We start from the raw sequence: 19,388 nt of genomic DNA on the forward strand, positions 1-19,388 counted from the left end.
TTATTATTATTTGTCTTTGGTTTTATGCGCGGTTACTTAAAACGCCCGCAGTTTTTATTTTTAGGTTTTTATTTCTTATTTTCGTTGTTTGGCTTTAGCAAAAGCAGCGGCTAAGGCATTGGCTTGCGCAGGCTCTGCTGATTGAGCACGTACAGGCTTGGACACGACGGGTGTATTCGAGTTCACAGGTTTAGTTTGGGCTGGCTTAACAGCCGAGTCCTCTAAGCGCAGGCTCAAAGCAATGCGCTTACGCTCTTGATCAACCTCAATGACTTTCACTTTCACAATATCACCAGCCTTCACCACACTATGTGGATCTTTTACAAACTGATGCGCCATCATCGAAATGTGCACTAAACCATCTTGATGCACGCCAATATCTACAAAAGCTCCAAAATTAGTTACATTCGTTACCGTACCCTCTAGCAACATCTCAGGCTTTAAATCCGCTAAAGTCTCAACACCTTCTTTAAAGTTTGCGGTTTTAAAGGCAGGGCGTGGATCTCGACCGGGCTTATCAAGTTCGGTGAGAATATCCGTAACAGTCGGCAAACCAAATTGTTCATTGGTAAAATCGGCTGGATTTAACGATTTCAATAAAGAGGAATTACCGATGAGATTTTGCAAATTCGTTTTGGTTTTAGCCGCCATAGACTCAACGACGCTATACGCCTCTGGATGGACTGCAGAACTATCTAAGGGATTCTCGCCCCCTTGAATACGTAAAAACCCTGCGGCTTGCTCAAAAGTTTTTGCACCTAAGCGTGGAACTTTTAATAAACTCTTACGACTCGTAAATCGTCCATTTTTATTCCGAAACTCGACAATATTCTCAGCGATGGTTTGATTCAAGCCCGCCACTCGCCGTAATAAAGCGGCAGAGGCTGTATTCACTTCCACCCCCACACTATTGACACAATCCTCTACCACTGCATCTAAATTCTTGGCTAATTGTGTTTGACTGACATCATGTTGATACTGCCCTACGCCAATGGACTTTGGCTCAATCTTGACTAATTCTGCTAATGGATCTTGAAGGCGACGCGCAATGGAGACTGCACCACGAATGGTGACATCCAGATCAGGGAATTCTTTGGCTGCTGTCTCGGATGCCGAATACACTGAGGCCCCTGCCTCACTCACCACCACTTTTTGCAGCTTCAATTCAGGGTGTAGTTTGATTAAATCAGCGACTAATTTATCCGTCTCGCGTGAGGCTGTGCCATTACCAATGGCAATCAGCTCAATCTGATAATGTGCGACTAGCTTGGCTAAACTTGTTAGCGACTCCTGCCATTGATGGCGGGGTGCATGAGGATAAATCGTAGTGTGATCGACAAACTGCCCCGTGCTATCAATCACCGCTACCTTAACACCGGTACGCAAACCCGGGTCTAAACCTAAACTAGCACGTTGCCCCGCTGGTGCTGCTAGCAGTAAATCTTTAAGATTATGCGCAAATACACGAATCGCCTCAGTTTCAGCCGCTTGACGCAAATCACCTAATAAATCGGTTTCCAACTTGGTATGCAGCTTTACTTTCCAAGTCCAGTGCAGCACTTCTGCTAAAAAAGCATCGGCTGGACGCTGCTTGTTTTGAATCCCGACCCGCTTAGCGGTCAAGACTTCGCACGGATGTAGCACTGCTTCAGCCGCCTCCGTCCGCTCAAGATCAATACTTAAACTTAACAGCCCCTCATTACGTCCACGCAACATCGCCAAGACTCGATGCGAAGGTGCAGTGCTTAAGGCATCGGCATGATTGAAATAATCACGGAATTTTGCACCCTCGACTTCTTTGCCCTTCACCACTTTCGAGATTAATTTAGCTTCTGCCTGCAAATACGCTCGTAACTCACCAATTAGCTCAGGGTCTTCAGCAAAACGCTCCATCAGGATATATTTTGCACCCTCCAACACCCCCTTGGTATCAACAAAAGCCTCGTTGAAAGCCGCATCTCGATTAATATAGTGAGCAGCTTCTTGGTCGGGTTTGAGTTGTGGATTAGCTAATAACGCATTCGCTAGCGGCTCGATTCCTGCTTCGATAGCTATTTGGCCTTTGGTACGACGCTTTTGTTTGAAGGGTAGATATAAATCTTCTAAGCGAGTTTTCGTATCAGCCGCTCGCAAGGCCGCAGCTAGACTAGGGCTAAGCTTACCCTGCTCTTCAATGCTGTTTAAGATCGTTGCACGTCGCTCTTCAAGCTCACGTAAATAAGTCAAACGCTCTGCCAAGGTTCTTAATTGAGTATCATCCAAACCACCCGTTACTTCTTTACGATAACGTGAAATAAAAGGCACAGTTGAACCTTCATCGAGGAGTTGAACCGCAGCAGTGACTTGGCGCGGAGCAATAGCCAGCTCTTGGGCAATACGATCAGCAATCTTCAGCATAACTAGTATAATTGGGTTTGGGTTTAATCAATGACGCCTATTATGCAATTAACTCCCACAACTATGAATCAAAAACTGCCGCATGGCATCAGCCGGTCGAGTAAGCTCATGATTTTTTTGCCAAATCAGGCCACTTTCCAAATGGGGAATCACCCCTAAGATCGGCACTGCTTCAATCTTACCCCCCTCCAATGACCAAGGGCGATAGACCATATCAGCGAGAATCGTGACTCCAAAACCATGCGCCACCAAACCCCGCACCGCCTCCATTGACTTAGTACGAAAGGCAATATTCGGCTGCAAACCCTGCGCCTGCCAATAGCGCTGTGTAGCAGCCTCACCTTCATCCATCGCCAATTGAATATAAGGGTATTGCGCCACATCAGCCAAGGATGCCAAAGTTTGTTCCCGCAGAGGATGATTCGAAGAAGTCCATAATTGGCGGCGTGAACGTAATAGCACATGATGATTAAACCGCTCGCGCTGCTGTGTATTCGAAATCAGTACTAAACCTAACTCTAATTCACCACTGAGCACGGCTGCTTCAATCTCGGGTCGCTCTCTATCATGCAGGTCTAAATCAATATCAGGATAGTGCTGACGAAAGCGCGCTAATAACGGGGGTAAGAAATATCCCAACAAAGCATAAGAAGCGCCCATCCGAATTGAACCCGTTAAATGATGACGCTGAAAATGGGGTTCGCTTAAAGCAAGGTCGAGATGCTCTTGAATCTGCTTAGCTCGATGGTAAAAATTATAACCCTCCGCCGTTAAACTCACTCCATACGGGTGGCGCTCAAACAGCTTCACCCCCATTGAGGCCTCTAAGTGCAAAATCGCATTGGTGACGGTGGATTGGGCAACATGCACTTGCTTAGCCGCCATCGACAACTGCCCTGTTTCTGCAGCAGCGATGAAATAGCGTAATTGGCGCAGGCTAATATCTTTACTCATGGTTTAAATCGTTTTATTTGAGAACTCCCTTATTCAAGACATGCTTCAAGAAACCTTATTGACTCTTTAAAAGCCCTGCTAGCCGCCTAGTTGAGAATAATTTTTATCTCATCTTTAGCAGCTTCTTCAGCAAGCGCGGCCTCGACTGCAGCCGCCACAGCCGCTGCTTTAGCCGCTTCGGCGGCCTCGGCTAATTCACGCATTTTAATAACAAAACTATTCAAAATCATTAATAAGGGTACTGCCATAAACATGCCGGCCACGCCCCAAAGCCAGCCCCAGAATGCCACTGAAATGAAGACAAACACAGGGTTAATGGTGAACATCCGACCGACGAATAAAGGTTGCACCACTTGGCCTTCGATAATATTCAAGCCTAAAATAATTAAGGCGGGCAGCATCGCGGTGGATACATGTTCAAAAGTGATTAAGCCCACGAAAGTCACTAAAATCATGTTAATCAGCGGACCAATATACGGAATATAATTCAATAAAGTAGCAGAGACCCCCCACAACAAAGGGGTAGGCATGCCAATCATCCACATGCCTAAAGCAGTAACAATACCTAGACCTATATTGATCAGGGTGATTAATAATAAGTAGTAACTGATTTGATATTGTGATTCTTGGGTGATTCTTAGGAAAGTGATGCGATGGGCACGATCCTTCCAAGTCATCATTAAGCTTTTAATCATCAACTCGCCAAACGCCAGCAAGAAATACAACAACAAGAGAAAAAACATAAACCCAACGATGAAGGCTTGCGTATTATCCATCAGCGTATATAAGCGACTGCCTGATTTGACCACCACCTCTTGAGTCCCCGGCGAACTCACGGCTGAGCCGGTTAGGTCAGTGATAGTTTGATCAATTTCTTCCGTGGTTTTTTGCACCTCATTAAAAGAAGAACGTAGCTCGACTATTTTAGTTTCGATATTTTGAATTTCATCAGGGAAACGCTCGACCCAAACCTTAATCGGGTCATACATGTAATAGGCTAAAATACTGAAGCCCCCTAAGGTTGCCAATAAAACGATCAAAGCACCCAAGCTAGGTGGGATACGGATTTTTTCCAAGAGATTGACGGGAATCATCAGCACAAAGGAAAAAACGACTGCTAAAAAAATCGGAATAAACACCGCTTTGGCAAAATAGAGCACCGCTAAGACCGCCATGATGAACAAGCCCCACAGAGGAATTTGCAAACCTCTGATCCCACTCATCTGAACGACTAGCTCATCTTTTAAATTGACTAAATTTGAATTGGGCATTTGACATCCTTAGCCAGTAAATTTTCAGGCATTGAATTCTTAGGCATTTGATCAGACCACGGCCACTCGCTACCGTATTGCAAAAGTGTAACAGGATTCACTTAATTAGCTAATGGATCTCATCATTGCATAAGCTTAGCTGATTGGAGAAAAACCGTTTGAGTTCTTGCTAAGTTCAGCTATCTATTTTTCAAATATCTGAAGTCATTTTAAATAATTTTACGATACAGTCTAAATTTCTTAGGATCTTAGTTACATCAAGAGAGCAGAGGACTAACCCATGACCGCTAAACTACCCAGTAATCTGGTACTAGACGACAAATATACTCTGCAACAGGGGCGCGCCTATATGAGTGGGCAACAAGCTTTAGTTCGTCTGCCCATGTTACAAAAAGTGAATGATCGGCGGCAGGGCTTGAATACGGGTGGTTTTATCTCTGGTTATCGGGGTTCACCCTTAGCGGGCTTTGATCAGCAACTCTGGCAAGCCCGTCAGCATTTAGCTGAGCATGATATTGTCTTCCAACCCGGCTTGAATGAGGATTTAGCGGCAACGGCGGTATGGGGTTCACAACAACTGAATTTGTATCCGAATGCCCGATTTGATGGGGTGTTTAGCCTGTGGTATGGCAAAGGGCCTGGAGCTGATCGCTCAACCGATGCGATTAAACATGCCAACTCAGCCGGCACCTCCCCATACGGTGGGGTACTGATGGTGGTCGGCGATGACCATGCTGCTAAATCCTCTTCCATTGCACATCAATCTGAGCATTTAATGGCAGCTTGTGGTGTACCCGTTTTATACCCATCGAATGTGCAAGAAATTCTCGACTTTGGTTTACATGGTTGGGCGATGAGTCGTTATTCTGGCCTGTGGGCAGGCTTGAAATGCGTCACTCAAGTGATTGAAACCTCGTCCTCAGTTGAGCTGGATCCTGATCGGATACAGATTGTGCTCCCGGGTGACGATGAATTTATCATGCCTGAAGGCGGTCTAAATCTTCGTTGGCCTGACCCGCCGCTGGTACAAGAAGCCCGCATGCTCAATTATAAATGGTATGCCGCTTTAGCTTATGTACGGGCTAATCATCTCAATCGCATTGTGATCGATTCCCCACAAGCACGCTTTGGGATTATGACGGCAGGCAAAGCTTATCAAGATGTACGTCAAGCCCTAAATGATTTGGGTTTGGATACGGAAGCTTGTCGGCGGGTGGGTTTGCGCGTGATGAAAGTGGGCTGCGTTTGGCCTTTAAATGCGCATGATGCCCGCCATTTTGCTGAAGGTTTAGACGAGATTCTAGTCGTCGAAGAAAAGCGCCAAATTTTGGAATACGCTCTCAAAGAAGAGCTTTATAACTGGCGTGAGGATGTCCGCCCGAATGTTTATGGCAAATTCGCCGCTCAAGATCATGCGGGTGGCGAATGGTCAGTGCCACGCAGTGAATGGCTGCTGCCAGCAACTTCTGAACTGAATCCGGCGATGGTTGCCAAAGCGATTGCCAAGCGCTTAGTGACGATGGATTTGCCAGAGGATATTCGCAATCATGTTAATGAGCGCATCGGCGTTATTGAAGCTAAAGAACGCGAAACTGCCCGCCCACGAGTGACAGCTGAACGTAAACCTTGGTTTTGCTCAGGCTGCCCGCATAATACCTCCACCCGTGTTCCTGAAGGCTCACGCGCCTTAGCAGGGATTGGTTGCCATTACATGACCATCTGGATGGATCGGAATACCAATACCTTCAGCCAAATGGGTGGAGAAGGCGTCGCTTGGCTTGGGCAAATGCATTTCAGCGGTGATCAGCATGTGTTTACTAATCTCGGGGATGGCACTTATTTCCACTCTGGCTTATTAGCGATTCGTGCAGCTGTCGCGGCTAAGGCCAATATTACTTACAAAATTCTCTTTAATGATGCGGTTGCCATGACCGGTGGGCAACCCATCGACGGCACCTTGACCGTACCGATGTTAGTTGCACAGGTAGAAGCGGAAGGTGTCGCCAAAACCATCGTAGTCACCGATGATCCCGAAAAATATCAGATCGCTGAAAACCGCTTACCATCTTCGATTGAAATCGTGCATCGTGATCAACTTGATGCGGTGCAAAAACGCCTACGTGCAACCGAAGGGACTACGATTCTTGTTTATGAGCAAATGTGTGCCACCGAAAAGCGGCGGCGGCGGAAGCGTGGCTTAATGCCTGAACTCAAAGAGCGTACCTTTATCAATACAGAGGTCTGCGAAAACTGCGGAGATTGCTCCAAAGTGTCCAACTGCTTATCCATTGAACCCGTCATCACCCCTAAAGGTACGAAGCGGCAAATCAATCAGTCTACCTGCAATCAAGACTTTTCCTGTGTAAAAGGCTTTTGCCCAAGTTTTGTGACCCTGACAGGGGCGGTTTTACGTAAACCTGAACCCGTTCAACTCGAACAGCCAAGCCATGAAGATTTACCGCCGCCTATTTTACCTAGCCTCGAAACACCGCATCGAATTTTAATTACCGGAGTCGGCGGTACAGGGATCGTCACTATTGGCGCTTTATTAGGCATGGCTGCACATCTAGAACAAAAAGGCGTGACTGTACTCGATATGGCAGGCCTAGCACAAAAAGGTGGCGCAGTCTTATCTCATGTACAAATTGCTAAACAGCCGAGTCAACTGAATGCTAGTAAAATCGCAACAGGTGAAGCGGATCTGTTGTTAGGTTGTGATGCCATTGTCTCAGCTTCTCAAGAAGCTTTATCTATGACCCTTAATGGGCAAACCCAAGCCATTATTAATACCAGCCAAACCCCAACTGCTGAGTTTATTACCCAACGCAATTGGGCATTTCCGGGGCAATCCATTGTTTATGATCTACAAAATAGTATCGGCTCTAATTGCGAGTTTCTCAATGCTAATGAATTAGCCCTTAAACTGCTCGGTGATACCCTATTTGCGAATATGCTATTGCTAGGATTTGCTTGGCAAAAAGGTTGGATTCCCCTAGAAAAAGCCAGCCTCATGCAAGCGATTGAGTTAAATGGTACGCAGGCCGAGAAAAATAAAATGGCCTTTTTGTGGGGTTGTCATTTCGCCCATTTCGGTAATCAGCAGGAGCTTTTGACCACTCAAGCCTTAGCTGCGCCTGCTGAGGCTGAGTTAGAGACGCTGTTAAACTTTAATCGCCAATGGCTGACTGCCTATCAAAACCCAGCTTATGCCCAGCGTTATGCGCAAATACTTGCCCCTTTACAGCAAGCAGAACTGAAATTAGCGGTGGATAGCAGTCTACCGTTAACTCGAATTGCTGCCAAAAATCTCGCTAAATTAATGGCTTATAAAGATGAATATGAGGTGGCACGCTTATACGCGCAACCAGAATTCATCGAGCAATTACGCAAAAACTTTGAAGGTGAACCGGGTAAAGACTATACCATTCAATTGAATCTTGCCCCGCCCTTGTTCGCTAAACAGGATCAGCAGGGTCATCCTATCAAACGTGCCTACGAACCATGGCTGTTTAAGTTGATGCCCAAACTGGCGCGCTTAAAACTGTTGCGCGGCACAGTATTAGATTTGTTTGGTTATAGTGCTGAACGTAAACAAGAGCGAGCACTCATTAAAGCCTACAGCGCTTTAATCACTCAAGTTGCTGACAACTTAAAGCTTGAAAATTTAACAGCGGCTCAAAATCAACTAGAGACAGTGGCAGAAATTAAAGGCTTTGGATCTATCAAAGCGGCGTCGATGGCACAATTACCGCCTACGCTTTTCCAGCGGTAGGCGGTCTGCTGGCATCAACTTTATTTAAAAGCCAAGTTTATAATCCAAGCTACTCAAATTACATGAGCCGATAAGTATCTAATAAATCGGCTTTATTTGCATCATAAGCTTGGATCTGAGAATCACTTAACATCCCCTTTAACTTAGCCTCTTTATCTGCTGACAGACGCATAAACTCTGCTTTTTTATCCAAATTGGGATTAGTTGAAGCCACTAAAATACTGAAACGAGTTGAATAATCCATATTCAAAGCAGCAACTCGGGTTTGTTGTGACTCATTCAAATTCAGAGTCGAGGTCATCAAAGCGGTTAAAGCCGTCGCCCGCTCTGCAGGGGTTGTTCCTGCAATCACTGTACCAACGGCCTGTTCTTTAGCTTGACTATGGCTCATCGAACATCCTGCTAGCGCGATCAAGGTTACACTCGCTAAAATACCGAATAAAAACAACGGCTGAAAACTGATTGCTTTAGTATTCATTTGGTTACATCCAATAATGAGTTAAATAGATTAATCAGGAAAGAAACACCTATTTCTATATAGAACATTTTTGAAAATAAGTAATTTTATCCAGCGACTCATCCTCTTCATGCTAATTAACCAAACAACTCATACAAAACTTATACACTGACTGGTGAAACAAGCTGTCCCTGTAAATCTCCATGTAAATCACTGAATCTAGCTTGACAAGATCAGTCTGTATACTACAGTCAATTAGATCGACTGATTTTTAGTAGGTATCCTTTTTAAAGGATAGAGTGTTCTATTTGTGTTGGCGGCTTAGTATTGGCTACAGAGAATTTCTGTAATAAATGGTAACAAATTATTATTAAATCGTCGTGCAAGGAAATTTTTAACTCAGCAAAAGAAGGAGCTTCTGATGACTAAGAAAAAACCTAATGTTTTGTTTATTATGGGTGATGATATTGGTATTACCAATCTGAGCTGTTATAGCCAAGGTTTGATGGGCTATAAAACGCCACATATTGATAGTATTGCTAAAGACGGGATTATGTTTACTGATTTTTACGGTGAACAATCCTGTACAGCGGGGCGCGCTGCCTTTGTCACTGGGCAAAGCCCGTATCGCTCAGGCTTGACTAAAGTCGGTTTGCCGGGAGCTGATTTGGGTATACCAGAGGGTACTGTCACTTTGGCTTGGGCTTTAAAAGAACAAGGTTATCGCACCGGGCAATTCGGTAAAAATCACTTTGGTGACTTGCCTAAATACTACCCCACACGGCATGGCTTTGATGAGTTTTTTGGCGTTTTTTATCATCTGAATGCCTACGAAGAACCCGAGCATCGTGATTACCCTTCTGAAAAAGATTTTCCTCATTTCCATAAGAAATATGGTCCGCGTAATCTGACTTATACTTGGGTGGATGGTCGGGAAGAAGACCGAGGCGTGTTAACCACAGAACGGATGAAAACCGTCGACGAAGAGTTTCAAAGCGCGACCAAAGACTTCATTAAACGTGCGGTCGATGCTGATGAACCCTTTTTCGTTTGGCATAATACCACTCACATGCATTATTACACTCACACCCGCCCAGAAGATGTCGGTCGTGCGGGGCGTTGGCAGTCTACCTACCACGACACCATGTTGTATCATGATGATCAGGTTGGCGATTTACTCAACTATCTGCAAGAGCTAGGGATCGACGAGGATACCATTGTGGTGTATACCACCGATAATGGTCCGCACATGAATACTTGGCCTGATGGAGCGATGACACCGTTTCGTAATGAGAAAAACTCCAATTGGGAAGGGGCTTATCGTATCCCTTGCTTAGCTAAATACCCCGCTAAATGGCCTAAAGGTCAAGTTCTTAATGGTATTTGTTCCTTGATGGATTGGTTTCCCACTCTTTGCGCCGCCGCTGGTGATACCGATGTTTCTCAACGCTTACTCAAAGGAACTTCATTAGGGGGTCAAACGTTTAAAGCGCATATTGATGGTATGGATCAGTCACGCTATTTTGCAGGCGAAACCGATAAATCGGCCTGTGATGCCTTCATTTATGTGACCGATAATGGCGATGTCTGTGGCTTGCGTTATGATAATTGGAAATTCGTTTTCCTAGCACAAGCAGTGGAAGGTACTTTTGCAGTTTGGTTTATGCCAATGGTCGAATTGAATATTCCCTTGCTATTTAATTTACGAACGGACCCCTTTGAACGTGCGCAAATCACTTCGAATACTTACTTTGAGTGGGCTTCGAAGCATGAGTTCTTAGTAATTCCTGCCAATCAATATGTCGCACAATGGGCAGCCACCTTCCAAGAATATCCACCCGCCCAAGAACCCTCCTCCTTTACTATCAATAAAGTGATGGAGAAATTAGCCCAGACGCGCAATAACTAGCTAAAACAGTGGTTATGTGTAAAAGGAAGCAGATTATTATCTACTTCCTTTTTTTTAGGTAAGATTCAGGTAGACCATGACTCATTTATCCTCACGCTCTAAGTTAACTGGATTAACTAAGCTGCTACCCATTCCTGCAGGGGAATTTATGATGGGTTCTGCGAATTTTTATCCCGAAGAAGCGCCTATTCATCCTGTCTACGTGGATGCCTTTCTGATAGAAGAGCATCCAGTCACTAATGCGCAGTTTGCTGAGTTTGTACGCCAGACCGATTATGTGACTGTAGCAGAGCGAGCACTCGATGCCGCCCTATTCCCACAGTTATCGGCAGCCGAACGCGCCCCCGGCTCGATGGTGTTTCGACCCACCGCAGGCCCCGTTGACTTGCAACATTTAGAGCAATGGTGGGTGTGGATGCCACAGGCTTGCTGGCATCGTCCCTCTGGGCCGGGCAGTCATATTAAAAATCGTTTGAACCATCCAGTCACTCAAGTCGCTTATGAGGATGCGCTGGCCTATGCAGTTTGGGCTGAACGAATTTTGCCTAGCGAAGCGGAATGGGAGCGAGCGGCCCGTGGTCATTATGTGAGTGCCGACTTTTGTTGGGGCAACGAGAAAACCCCCAAAGGCAAGCGGATGGCCAAACATTATCAAGGCCAATTCCCTTGGAAAAACGAAGCTGTAGATGGTCACAAATACAGCGCACCCGTGAAAAGCTTTCCGCCCAATCAGTTTGGTTTGTATGATATGGCAGGTAATGTTTGGGAGTGGACCGACGATTGGTATAGCTTATATTCACAACCGACTGCGGATAAAAGCCAAGCCACTTGCTGTGGTACGGCTGAAAACAGCATCAAACTAGCTGAGTCCGAAACAACCTGTTGTGTCCCGCAAAATCCACGAGGGGGTACTCAAGCCGATTCGTTAGATCGCAGCCAGCCTCAGTTTCCCATTCCACGCAAAGTCATCAAAGGTGGCTCATTTTTGTGTGCTGATGAATATTGTATGCGTTACCGTCCGGGTGCACGCCGCCCACAAATGATCGATAGTGGCATGAGCCATCTTGGCTTTCGCTGTGCGGTGCGGGTTTAGCGGCTAATTCACCCCAGTAAATCTTTCAGACTAGCGATATAAGCCCGCGCCGTTTCTTGACGCTGCTCAGGGGTAGACACTTGCCGATCTTGCCATTCTAGATGCTCTTCAGGCAATTCAGCTAAAAAGCGACTCGGGTCACAAGCCATTTTCTCACCATAGCGTGAACGGGTTTTTGCATAGCTAATTGTCAAATGTTTCTGTGCACGAGTAATTCCCACATACGCCAAACGCCGCTCCTCTTGAATGCCTGCTTCATCCATACTGTGCAGATGTGGCAGGATTTCTTCCTCAGCACCAATCAAAAATACATACGGAAACTCTAATCCTTTAGCGCCGTGCAAAGTCATTAAGGTCACTGCATTCTGCTCAGTCTCTTCACTATTACGCTCGAGCAAATCCACTAAGCTCATGTGAGCAACAATTTCCGCCAAACTCTCTTTGCCTAAACCATCCTCATACAGCTTATGCACCCAATCGACCACTTCATGTACATTGTCCATGCGTTTTTCGGCCATATTCGGCGAGCTAGAATTTTGTAACAACCAATCTTCGTAGTGAATGTCGGTGATAATACGCTGCACGACCTTAGCCGGAGCTTCGGTTTGATTCAGTTCAATCAGCTGATTGAGCCAAGCGGTAAAATGCTCTAGCCGTTGACGTGATTTAGGACTTACCCGCTCCGCAAACGCCAACTCTTGTGCACAGACAAACAGGCTATTGTTACGCTCATGGGCATAATCGCCCAGTTTTTCTAAAGTCGAAGTACCAATTTCGCGGCGAGGCGTGTTAATGACCCGCAAAAAGGCTGCATCATCGTTTGGATTACTGATCAAACGCAAATAGGCCAAAATATCTTTAACTTCAGTCCGCTCAAAAAATGAAGTGCCACCGGTGATTTGATAAGGAATATTTTGCTGGCGCAATAAGGTTTCAAAAGTACGACTTTGATGATTACCTCGATATAAAATCGCAAAATCTTTGTAGTCAGCTCGCTCTCGAAAATGACGCTTCATAATCTCGCCGACGACCTTTTCTGCTTCATGCTCGACTGAACGGCAAGGCATAATCAAAATCGGCTCACCCTCCCCTAAGGTGCTCCACAATTTCTTTTCAAACGAATGTGGGTTATGCCCAATTAAGTAGTTCGCACTATCTAAGATCCGTTGAGTAGAGCGATAATTCTGCTCCAACTTAATCACTTTTAGGTGCGGATAATCGCGCTGTAACTGCAGGATATTCTCTGGACGCGCCCCTCGCCATGCGTAAATCGACTGATCATCATCACCCACCGTGGTCAAAGCTCCGCTTACTCCGGCTAATTGGCGAATCAATTGATATTGACAGGCATTAGTATCTTGATATTCATCCACCAGCAAATAACGCAAACGGCGTTGCCAGCGCTCTAAGACCTCGGGATATTGCTGGAAGAGTTGCACGGGCAAGACAATCAAATCATCAAAATCGACTGCATTATAGGCTTTGATTTGGCGCTGATATTGCTCATATAACTGTGCTGCACGCTGGCTTAATTCATCAGTGGCCTGCTGCATCACTTGCTCAGGGCTAAGGAAATCATTTTTCCAACGCGATACCTGCCAACGAATATCATCCGCTTCAGCAATATCCGCTTTCAGTGCTAACTCACGCAAGACTAAATCGCTATCTTGAGCATCAAGAATTGAAAATCCGGGTTTGTAACCGAGTTTTTTCACTTCTTGCTTAAGGATATTTAAACCCAAAGTATGGAAGGTCGCTACCGTTAAACCTTTGGCTTCCTCTTTACTCAGCAATTGCCCAGCACGCTCACGCATTTCACGGGCAGCTTTATTAGTAAAAGTAATCGCAGCAATATTTTTTGCTTCGTGACCCGCTTGGCGAATTAACCACGCGATTTTTTGGGTAATCACCCGCGTCTTACCGCTACCTGCACCAGCTAACACCAATAAAGGTGAGCCAAGATGCACGACCGCAGCTTGTTGTTGAGGATTTAAACCGTGCATAGTGGATGCTGCGTTAGAAAAGATAAAGATGAGGAGAGGGTTCGATGCCGATCAACGACCGGCATCACTAGCCAGTTTAAAGTTGACCGCAATCTTCAATCTTGATGGTCGTTTTAGTGCTACCACTGCGCGTCCCATTCGCCTCGATGTTTTTGAGTACATCCATACCCTCTGTCACTTGGCCAAATACGACATGTTTGCCGTCTAACCAAGGAGTCACTACGGTAGTAATGAAAAATTGTGAGCCATTAGTGTTCGGGCCTGCATTTGCCATCGACAATAAACCCGCACGATCATGCTTGAGTTTGAAGTTTTCATCGGCAAATTTCGAGCCATAAATCGACTTACCGCCTGTGCCATTGTGATTGGTAAAGTCACCACCTTGCACCATAAACTCAGGAATCACCCGATGAAAACTCGAGCCTTTATAACCAAAACCTTGCTCGCTAGTGCATAAAGCCCGGAAATTTTCCGCTGTCTTTGGCACAACATCTTCAAACAACTCAAATACGATACGTCCAGCGGGTTGGCCACCAATAGACACGTCAAAAAATACACTTGGGTTTGCCATGTGGGGATACTCTCAAATCAAAGAAAGGCGATAATGTAGCAAAACTGGGGTAGGGATACTAGTTTGCTGCGACTGATACATATTAAGCGCTTGCTACCACTAAAGTTTGTTTCTTATCAATCGCTTCAGCGGGGCTATCCATCCCGCTTAGTATTTGGTAAAAAGCAACTGTGTATTTCTTTCGCAACGCGACTAGCCTACCCGGTAGAGTGCCTTATCACTGATAGTATGTTAGAAATATATATTTTTTGTTACCTACTAGCACAATTAAAATTGCGTGATTAGATTTGTTTTTACAATTTTTTGAAGAAAAATAACACCCTACCGGTATCATGCAACATTATTTATGGCCTTATAATCTCGGGACGAATAGCGTATTTGCTTTTTTTAGCATTACCTTGATGATTATTTTTTGCTCAGTTCTAATTAATCTAGGGCTAGCTTTGCAGCAAAATATGCTAAAAGCTTCAGGCTATTCTTATGATCAAAAAATAATCCTCAACAAACTTGATAATATCACTCAAATTCTTATTCAAGAATCTTCTAGAAAAATGCTTACTCCACGTATGGTTGACAATTTAAAAAATGACATCCAAGAAAATGTTAGCTTGCTTAAAAAGCATCAAATAGAAATAAAAAAATTGCTTGAAGGAAATAATATTATTGAAAAAAAATCCTTAGATTATTTTTATTCTTACAGTATAAAAAAACAAGTTGATGATCTTAATCCTTATTTAGAAAAAATAAACAAACGCTCACAATACATTATTCATGCAAACTTTGCTTCTTTAACCTCCGGTTACAACTTCTGGACACCTATAGACTCACTATCAAATGAAGATAGCAAATTATTAATTATTATTTCCGACTTAAATCAAAGTATACACCAAGCTGCTTTAAATCAAAATAAATTATTAAAAATACTTTATGCCATACTATTATTACTGGCTTTAATAGGATTATGGAGCATTTGGTTTTTTAAAATTAATCGTCTCAATAAAGCCCTAGAAAAATCATACTTAAATCTTTCTCAAAAAAATGAAACCTTATCCTTCCAAGCGAGCCATGACTCACTCACCTTATTACCTAATCGCTTTGCTTTTAATAAAAGACTTCATGATTTAATTGATGAAAATATTGATGAAAACAATAAAGCATTAAATTTCTCACTTATATTATTAGATATAGATTATTTTAAATCCATTAATGATACCTTAGGACATCAAACAGGGGATGCTTTACTTTCTGAAGTGGCTCAGCGCTTAATGAAAGTTATCAACTCACTTAGGACTAGCACGACCATCTATAGATTAGGGGGCGATGAATTCGCTATTATATTAGAAAATATAAAAAACAAACTAGAAGTGCAAAGATATAGTGAAGACTTAATGAATGAGCTACACAAAACCTTCACTTATGAGAACCACACCCTCTCTATTAGTTGCAGTATGGGCATTGTATTCAACCCACCTCGACCTATTAATTCACATGAAGCGTTTAGTGCAGCTGATATTGCCTTATATCGAGTTAAGGAAAATGGTAGAGGTCATTTTTTATTTTATGATGATATTAGCCTAGTCCCCGTTAGAGAACTATTGAAAACTGAAAATGAACTTCGTGCAGCGGTTAATAATCAAGATTTTTTAGTTTATTATCAGCCAATTATTAATCTCCAAACTAAACATATTGACTATATCGAAGCGTTAGCTCGTTGGAATCACCCACAGCTGGGTATCATCCCACCATCACAATGGCTAGCGATTGCTGAACGCTTATCCTTAGTATCCTTGAGTACTTTGCAAGTCCTTAATAAAGCTGACAGCGATTACCAAACATGGCTGGCTCAAGGATTACAGTTAAAGCGGATTAATATTAACTTTACTGAGGCACTTTTAGTAAACCAGCAAGCCTTGCAAGAACTCAATATTTTCTCCAATCAAAGACCCTGGATGGGAATAGAAGTCACCGAGTCTATTATTCTTGATCGCTCTTTTTCCACGATTAAAAAACATTTATGCCATTTAAAAAAGCAAGGTGTAGAAATATTTCTCGATGATTTTGGTACTGGCTTTGCTAACCTCTCTCACCTACGTGAGCTGCCCGTGGATACGATTAAGATTGATCGTAGCTTTACAGCAGAATTATTAGACAATAAAGAAGCTCAAGTCATCGTAAAATTTATTATTGATCTAGCTAATCGGCTTAATAAAAAAACGGTTTGTGAAGGCGTCGAGAATACAGAAACCCTTGATTTACTGATGAAAATGGGTTGTAACTATTCACAAGGTTTTCTACACTCAGAACCTTTGTCTTTTCAAAACATGACTAACTTACTCAAGAGGGATCGTAACCTATGAAATACCTACTCCCCTTACTGCTCGCCTTTACACCAGTATCTTTACTGGCAGATACGACTAAACCCGAAGTAGAGTTAGCGCATTTTTGGATTTCTCGAGGAGAGCGTGCCGCACTACAAGAGCTAGAAAAAGCGATTGAACAAAGAGGTGGTAACTTTACCAATATAGAAATTGAGAACTATGACAAATTACGTGCACTCATTGTCGAGCGCTTAAGTTTAGGCTATCCGCCGGCGATTACTCAATGGTTAGGTGGCGATGACATGAAGTTGCTCCATGAAATGCATGCTATCAAGCCTTTACCCTCGACTTGGCAAGAACAGCCCTTAGCCACGCTTTTATTTCCCGAAGTACTCGAAGCTATTTCTTTAAACGATCAGATTACGGGTATCCCTATTGGAGTTCATATTCAAAATGTAGCTTTTTATAGTGCCAAAATTTACAATTCATTAAAACTCCCTCTCCCTAAAAATTGGTCAGAATTTTTAGAGCAAGCTAAAATTATTAAGCAAGCTGGTTATACACCCTTGGCCTTGGCAACTGAACCTTGGCATTTACGTTTTATCTTTAATCCGCTATTAATAGAAAAACTAGGCCATTTAGGTTTTAAAGAATTTTATAGTGAAGAAAAACCTATCGCAAAATGGCGTGAAGGTTTATTACAGGCTTTTGATATTTTCTTAAAACTAAAACCTTATGTAGATCCTAAATACGCGCATTACAAATGGAATGAATCAGCGCTCCTAGTTGTGCATAATCAAGCTGCGATGAATATTATGGGTGATTTTGTTAAAGGGGAATTTATTGCAGAAGGCAAAGTAGCTGATAAGGATTTTTTCTGTGCTATAGCACCTGGCTCAGGAAAAATCATGATTTATGGCATTGATAGTTTTATTACCCTTGATAATAAAGCCGCTAATTTACAGGCCGGTCAAAAATTGCTGTTCGATATTGCTTTAAATCCTGAGTTTCAATTAAACTTTAATATTAAAAAAGGCGGTATTCCAATTCTAAAAAATATGGATAGCTCGCGTTTAGATGCTTGTGCTAATCAGCACTATCAAGCTTGGAAAACATCCAAAGAAAATATCTTCCATTTACCGGATGCCAGTAGTCGTTTGCGTCTCACTTTTTTACAAAATACTTTACAAAAAGCTTGGTTGAATAATCTAACGGCTGAGCAAGCCACCAACGAACTGATTCAACTGGTGGATGAGGCTTTAGCTGCGCAAAATAGCGCTAATCATTAAATGCAGTCTTATTAAGAACTAGAGTCTCCCTATTTCATCGGAGGTCATTTTGTACATATTTTCAGCAAAAACAAATTTTCTGACGGATAGCCTTACCTGAACTCTCGTGTTTGTGTTATAGAAGAAAAAAAATCACCAACAAGCCAGCCGTGTTACCGAGGGAGCAAATCATGGTTCATCGCAGAAGTTCCGGGGGGATAATGCCCGGTCTTTGCTCTGTGCCTGAGATTAAAGTTGCAGTCGTGGATGACGATGCGATTACTCGTTTTTTATTGGGTTCTGCCCTGCGCGAAAATCAAATGACCGTCTTTGAATGTGAAAGCGCCGAAGCCTTGTTTACTTTGCTTCAGCACGCGAGGTTAGACGTGATTATTCTTGACTTGGTATTACCACAGATTAATGGGCTGGATGCCCTCAGTTATCTGCGTGAACAATCCGCCGTCGGCGTGATTATGATTTCATCCCGCGCCAACGCTGAGCAGCGTTTGTTTGGCTTGCGGGAAGGCGCCGATGATTTCATCAGCAAGCCCGTCGTGACGGATGAACTGGTGTTCAAAGTAAAATCACTGGCCTTACGTGTCCATCATCAACAAGGTTACACGTCGAAGCAGTCGTCGTTAGCCCTTGCTAATTGTGAATTGCTGATCGAAGAACAAATCTTGGCACGGATGGACCGAACCGCGACTTGCCCCTTGAGTGAAGCTGAACAACGTTTGCTGGTGTTGTTAGTCCAACAAGCCCCGCAAGCCTGCAGCCGTAAATCCTTATTGCACTGTGTCAGTCGCAGCGAAATCAGCCTCGGTAATGATCGCAGCGTCGATACTTTGATCAGCCGTATCCGTAATAAACTGAGAATGCTAGATTGCACCGCCTCTATTAGTGCGGTGCGTGGGCAGGGTTATCGTTTGCAACTGGATGATTCTGTACCTATTTAATCCAGACCTCGGCCATGCTGGTTGCTGCTTATAGGACTAGGTTGATTGTTGGTTCTTAGGGCTTCGAAATTTTGCAGTTCACCTTGCAAGTATAGGGAAGCTTGGTAGGGATAGACTGTTGAGTGGGTTGGCTAAAACTAGCCTTGCGCAGCTGCAGCTGAGTCGTTGGCTGTTGAGCTTCGGCTGGTTGGAGCGGAGCGCTATTATTTACCCCAACGACTGCAATCAAGGCAGAAAACAGCATACCTAAGGTCAATGGATCAATTGCGCCCCGCATTTTTTTCAGACTGTTGGTTTTCATCATCAATACTCCCTCGCATTTTGAAACTCTGGTTACTGGCAGCTTCACCGGTGGACGGGCTTTGGGGTGGCTGCTTGAAAACCACTGTAACGGGAAGTTTGTCAACACACTGTCAACA

13 protein-coding genes are annotated in these 19,388 nt (G+C 43.8%); 6 read left to right on the top strand and 7 right to left on the bottom strand.

Going from position 1 to position 19,388, the window contains the following annotated elements; translation table 11 throughout:
• Positions 1-75 precede the first annotated feature (75 nt).
• From B5D50_RS05430 to B5D50_RS05440, 3 genes are all read right to left on the bottom strand, one after another.
• Positions 76-2,397 (bottom strand): Tex family protein, encoded by a 2,322-nt coding sequence (locus B5D50_RS05430; RefSeq protein ID WP_078921567.1) that lies wholly within the window; start codon positions 2,395-2,397, stop codon positions 76-78.
• 48 nt (positions 2,398-2,445) lie between these two features.
• On the bottom strand, positions 2,446-3,351 hold the full coding sequence (locus tag B5D50_RS05435) for a LysR family transcriptional regulator (protein ID WP_078921568.1): 906 nt from the start codon (positions 3,349-3,351) through the stop codon (positions 2,446-2,448).
• Between the two features lie 86 nt (positions 3,352-3,437).
• The gene (locus B5D50_RS05440) at positions 3,438-4,622 is read right to left on the bottom strand and encodes an AI-2E family transporter (RefSeq protein WP_078921569.1); all 1,185 of its coding nucleotides are present in this window, start codon (positions 4,620-4,622) and stop codon (positions 3,438-3,440) included.
• A gap of 280 nt (positions 4,623-4,902) precedes the next feature.
• On the opposite strand from B5D50_RS05440, the gene B5D50_RS05445 reads away from it, so the two are divergent.
• Positions 4,903-8,394 carry an indolepyruvate ferredoxin oxidoreductase family protein gene (locus B5D50_RS05445; protein WP_078921570.1) on the top strand — a complete coding sequence of 1,164 codons (3,492 nt, stop codon included), beginning with the start codon at positions 4,903-4,905 and terminating at the stop codon, positions 8,392-8,394.
• 58 nt (positions 8,395-8,452) lie between these two features.
• Here the strand turns inward: B5D50_RS05445 and B5D50_RS05450 are convergent, their stop codons facing one another.
• Positions 8,453-8,872: a hypothetical protein gene (locus tag B5D50_RS05450; RefSeq protein WP_078921571.1), complete on the bottom strand. Its 420-nt coding sequence runs from the start codon at positions 8,870-8,872 to the stop codon at positions 8,453-8,455.
• A 400-nt stretch (positions 8,873-9,272) separates the two neighbouring features.
• On the opposite strand from B5D50_RS05450, the gene B5D50_RS05455 reads away from it, so the two are divergent.
• Positions 9,273-10,760 carry an arylsulfatase gene (locus B5D50_RS05455; RefSeq protein ID WP_078921572.1) on the top strand — a complete coding sequence of 496 codons (1,488 nt, stop codon included), beginning with the start codon at positions 9,273-9,275 and terminating at the stop codon, positions 10,758-10,760.
• Between the two features lie 76 nt (positions 10,761-10,836).
• A complete protein-coding gene (locus B5D50_RS05460) occupies positions 10,837-11,853 on the top strand; it encodes a formylglycine-generating enzyme family protein (RefSeq protein ID WP_078921573.1) in 1,017 nt (338 codons plus the stop codon).
• A gap of 8 nt (positions 11,854-11,861) precedes the next feature.
• On the opposite strand, the gene rep is transcribed toward B5D50_RS05460, so the two are convergent.
• Positions 11,862-13,856: a DNA helicase Rep gene (gene rep / locus B5D50_RS05465; RefSeq protein WP_078921574.1), complete on the bottom strand. Its 1,995-nt coding sequence runs from the start codon at positions 13,854-13,856 to the stop codon at positions 11,862-11,864.
• 76 nt (positions 13,857-13,932) lie between these two features.
• Positions 13,933-14,427, bottom strand: coding sequence for a peptidylprolyl isomerase (locus tag B5D50_RS05470; RefSeq protein ID WP_078921575.1), 495 nt, complete (start codon positions 14,425-14,427; stop codon positions 13,933-13,935).
• A gap of 401 nt (positions 14,428-14,828) precedes the next feature.
• On the opposite strand from B5D50_RS05470, the gene B5D50_RS05475 reads away from it, so the two are divergent.
• The 3 genes from B5D50_RS05475 (at position 14,829) to B5D50_RS05485 (ending at position 18,969) form a co-directional block, all read left to right on the top strand.
• Positions 14,829-16,784, top strand: coding sequence for a putative bifunctional diguanylate cyclase/phosphodiesterase (locus B5D50_RS05475; protein ID WP_159448580.1), 1,956 nt, complete (start codon positions 14,829-14,831; stop codon positions 16,782-16,784).
• Positions 16,781-18,034: an ABC transporter substrate-binding protein gene (locus B5D50_RS05480; RefSeq protein WP_078921577.1), complete on the top strand. Its 1,254-nt coding sequence runs from the start codon at positions 16,781-16,783 to the stop codon at positions 18,032-18,034. The genes B5D50_RS05475 and B5D50_RS05480 overlap by 4 nt, the downstream gene beginning before the upstream one ends.
• Before the next feature lie 200 nt (positions 18,035-18,234).
• Entirely contained in the window at positions 18,235-18,969 is a 735-nt protein-coding gene (locus B5D50_RS05485; protein ID WP_159448581.1) for a response regulator transcription factor, read from the top strand.
• Positions 18,970-19,024: 55 nt separating this feature from the next.
• Here the strand turns inward: B5D50_RS05485 and B5D50_RS05490 are convergent, their stop codons facing one another.
• Entirely contained in the window at positions 19,025-19,273 is a 249-nt protein-coding gene (locus B5D50_RS05490) for a hypothetical protein (protein WP_078921579.1), read from the bottom strand.
• Positions 19,274-19,388 lie beyond the last annotated feature (115 nt).

The organism is Thiothrix eikelboomii, from assembly GCF_900167255.1.
GTDB lineage: Bacteria > Pseudomonadota > Gammaproteobacteria > Thiotrichales > Thiotrichaceae > Thiolinea > Thiolinea eikelboomii.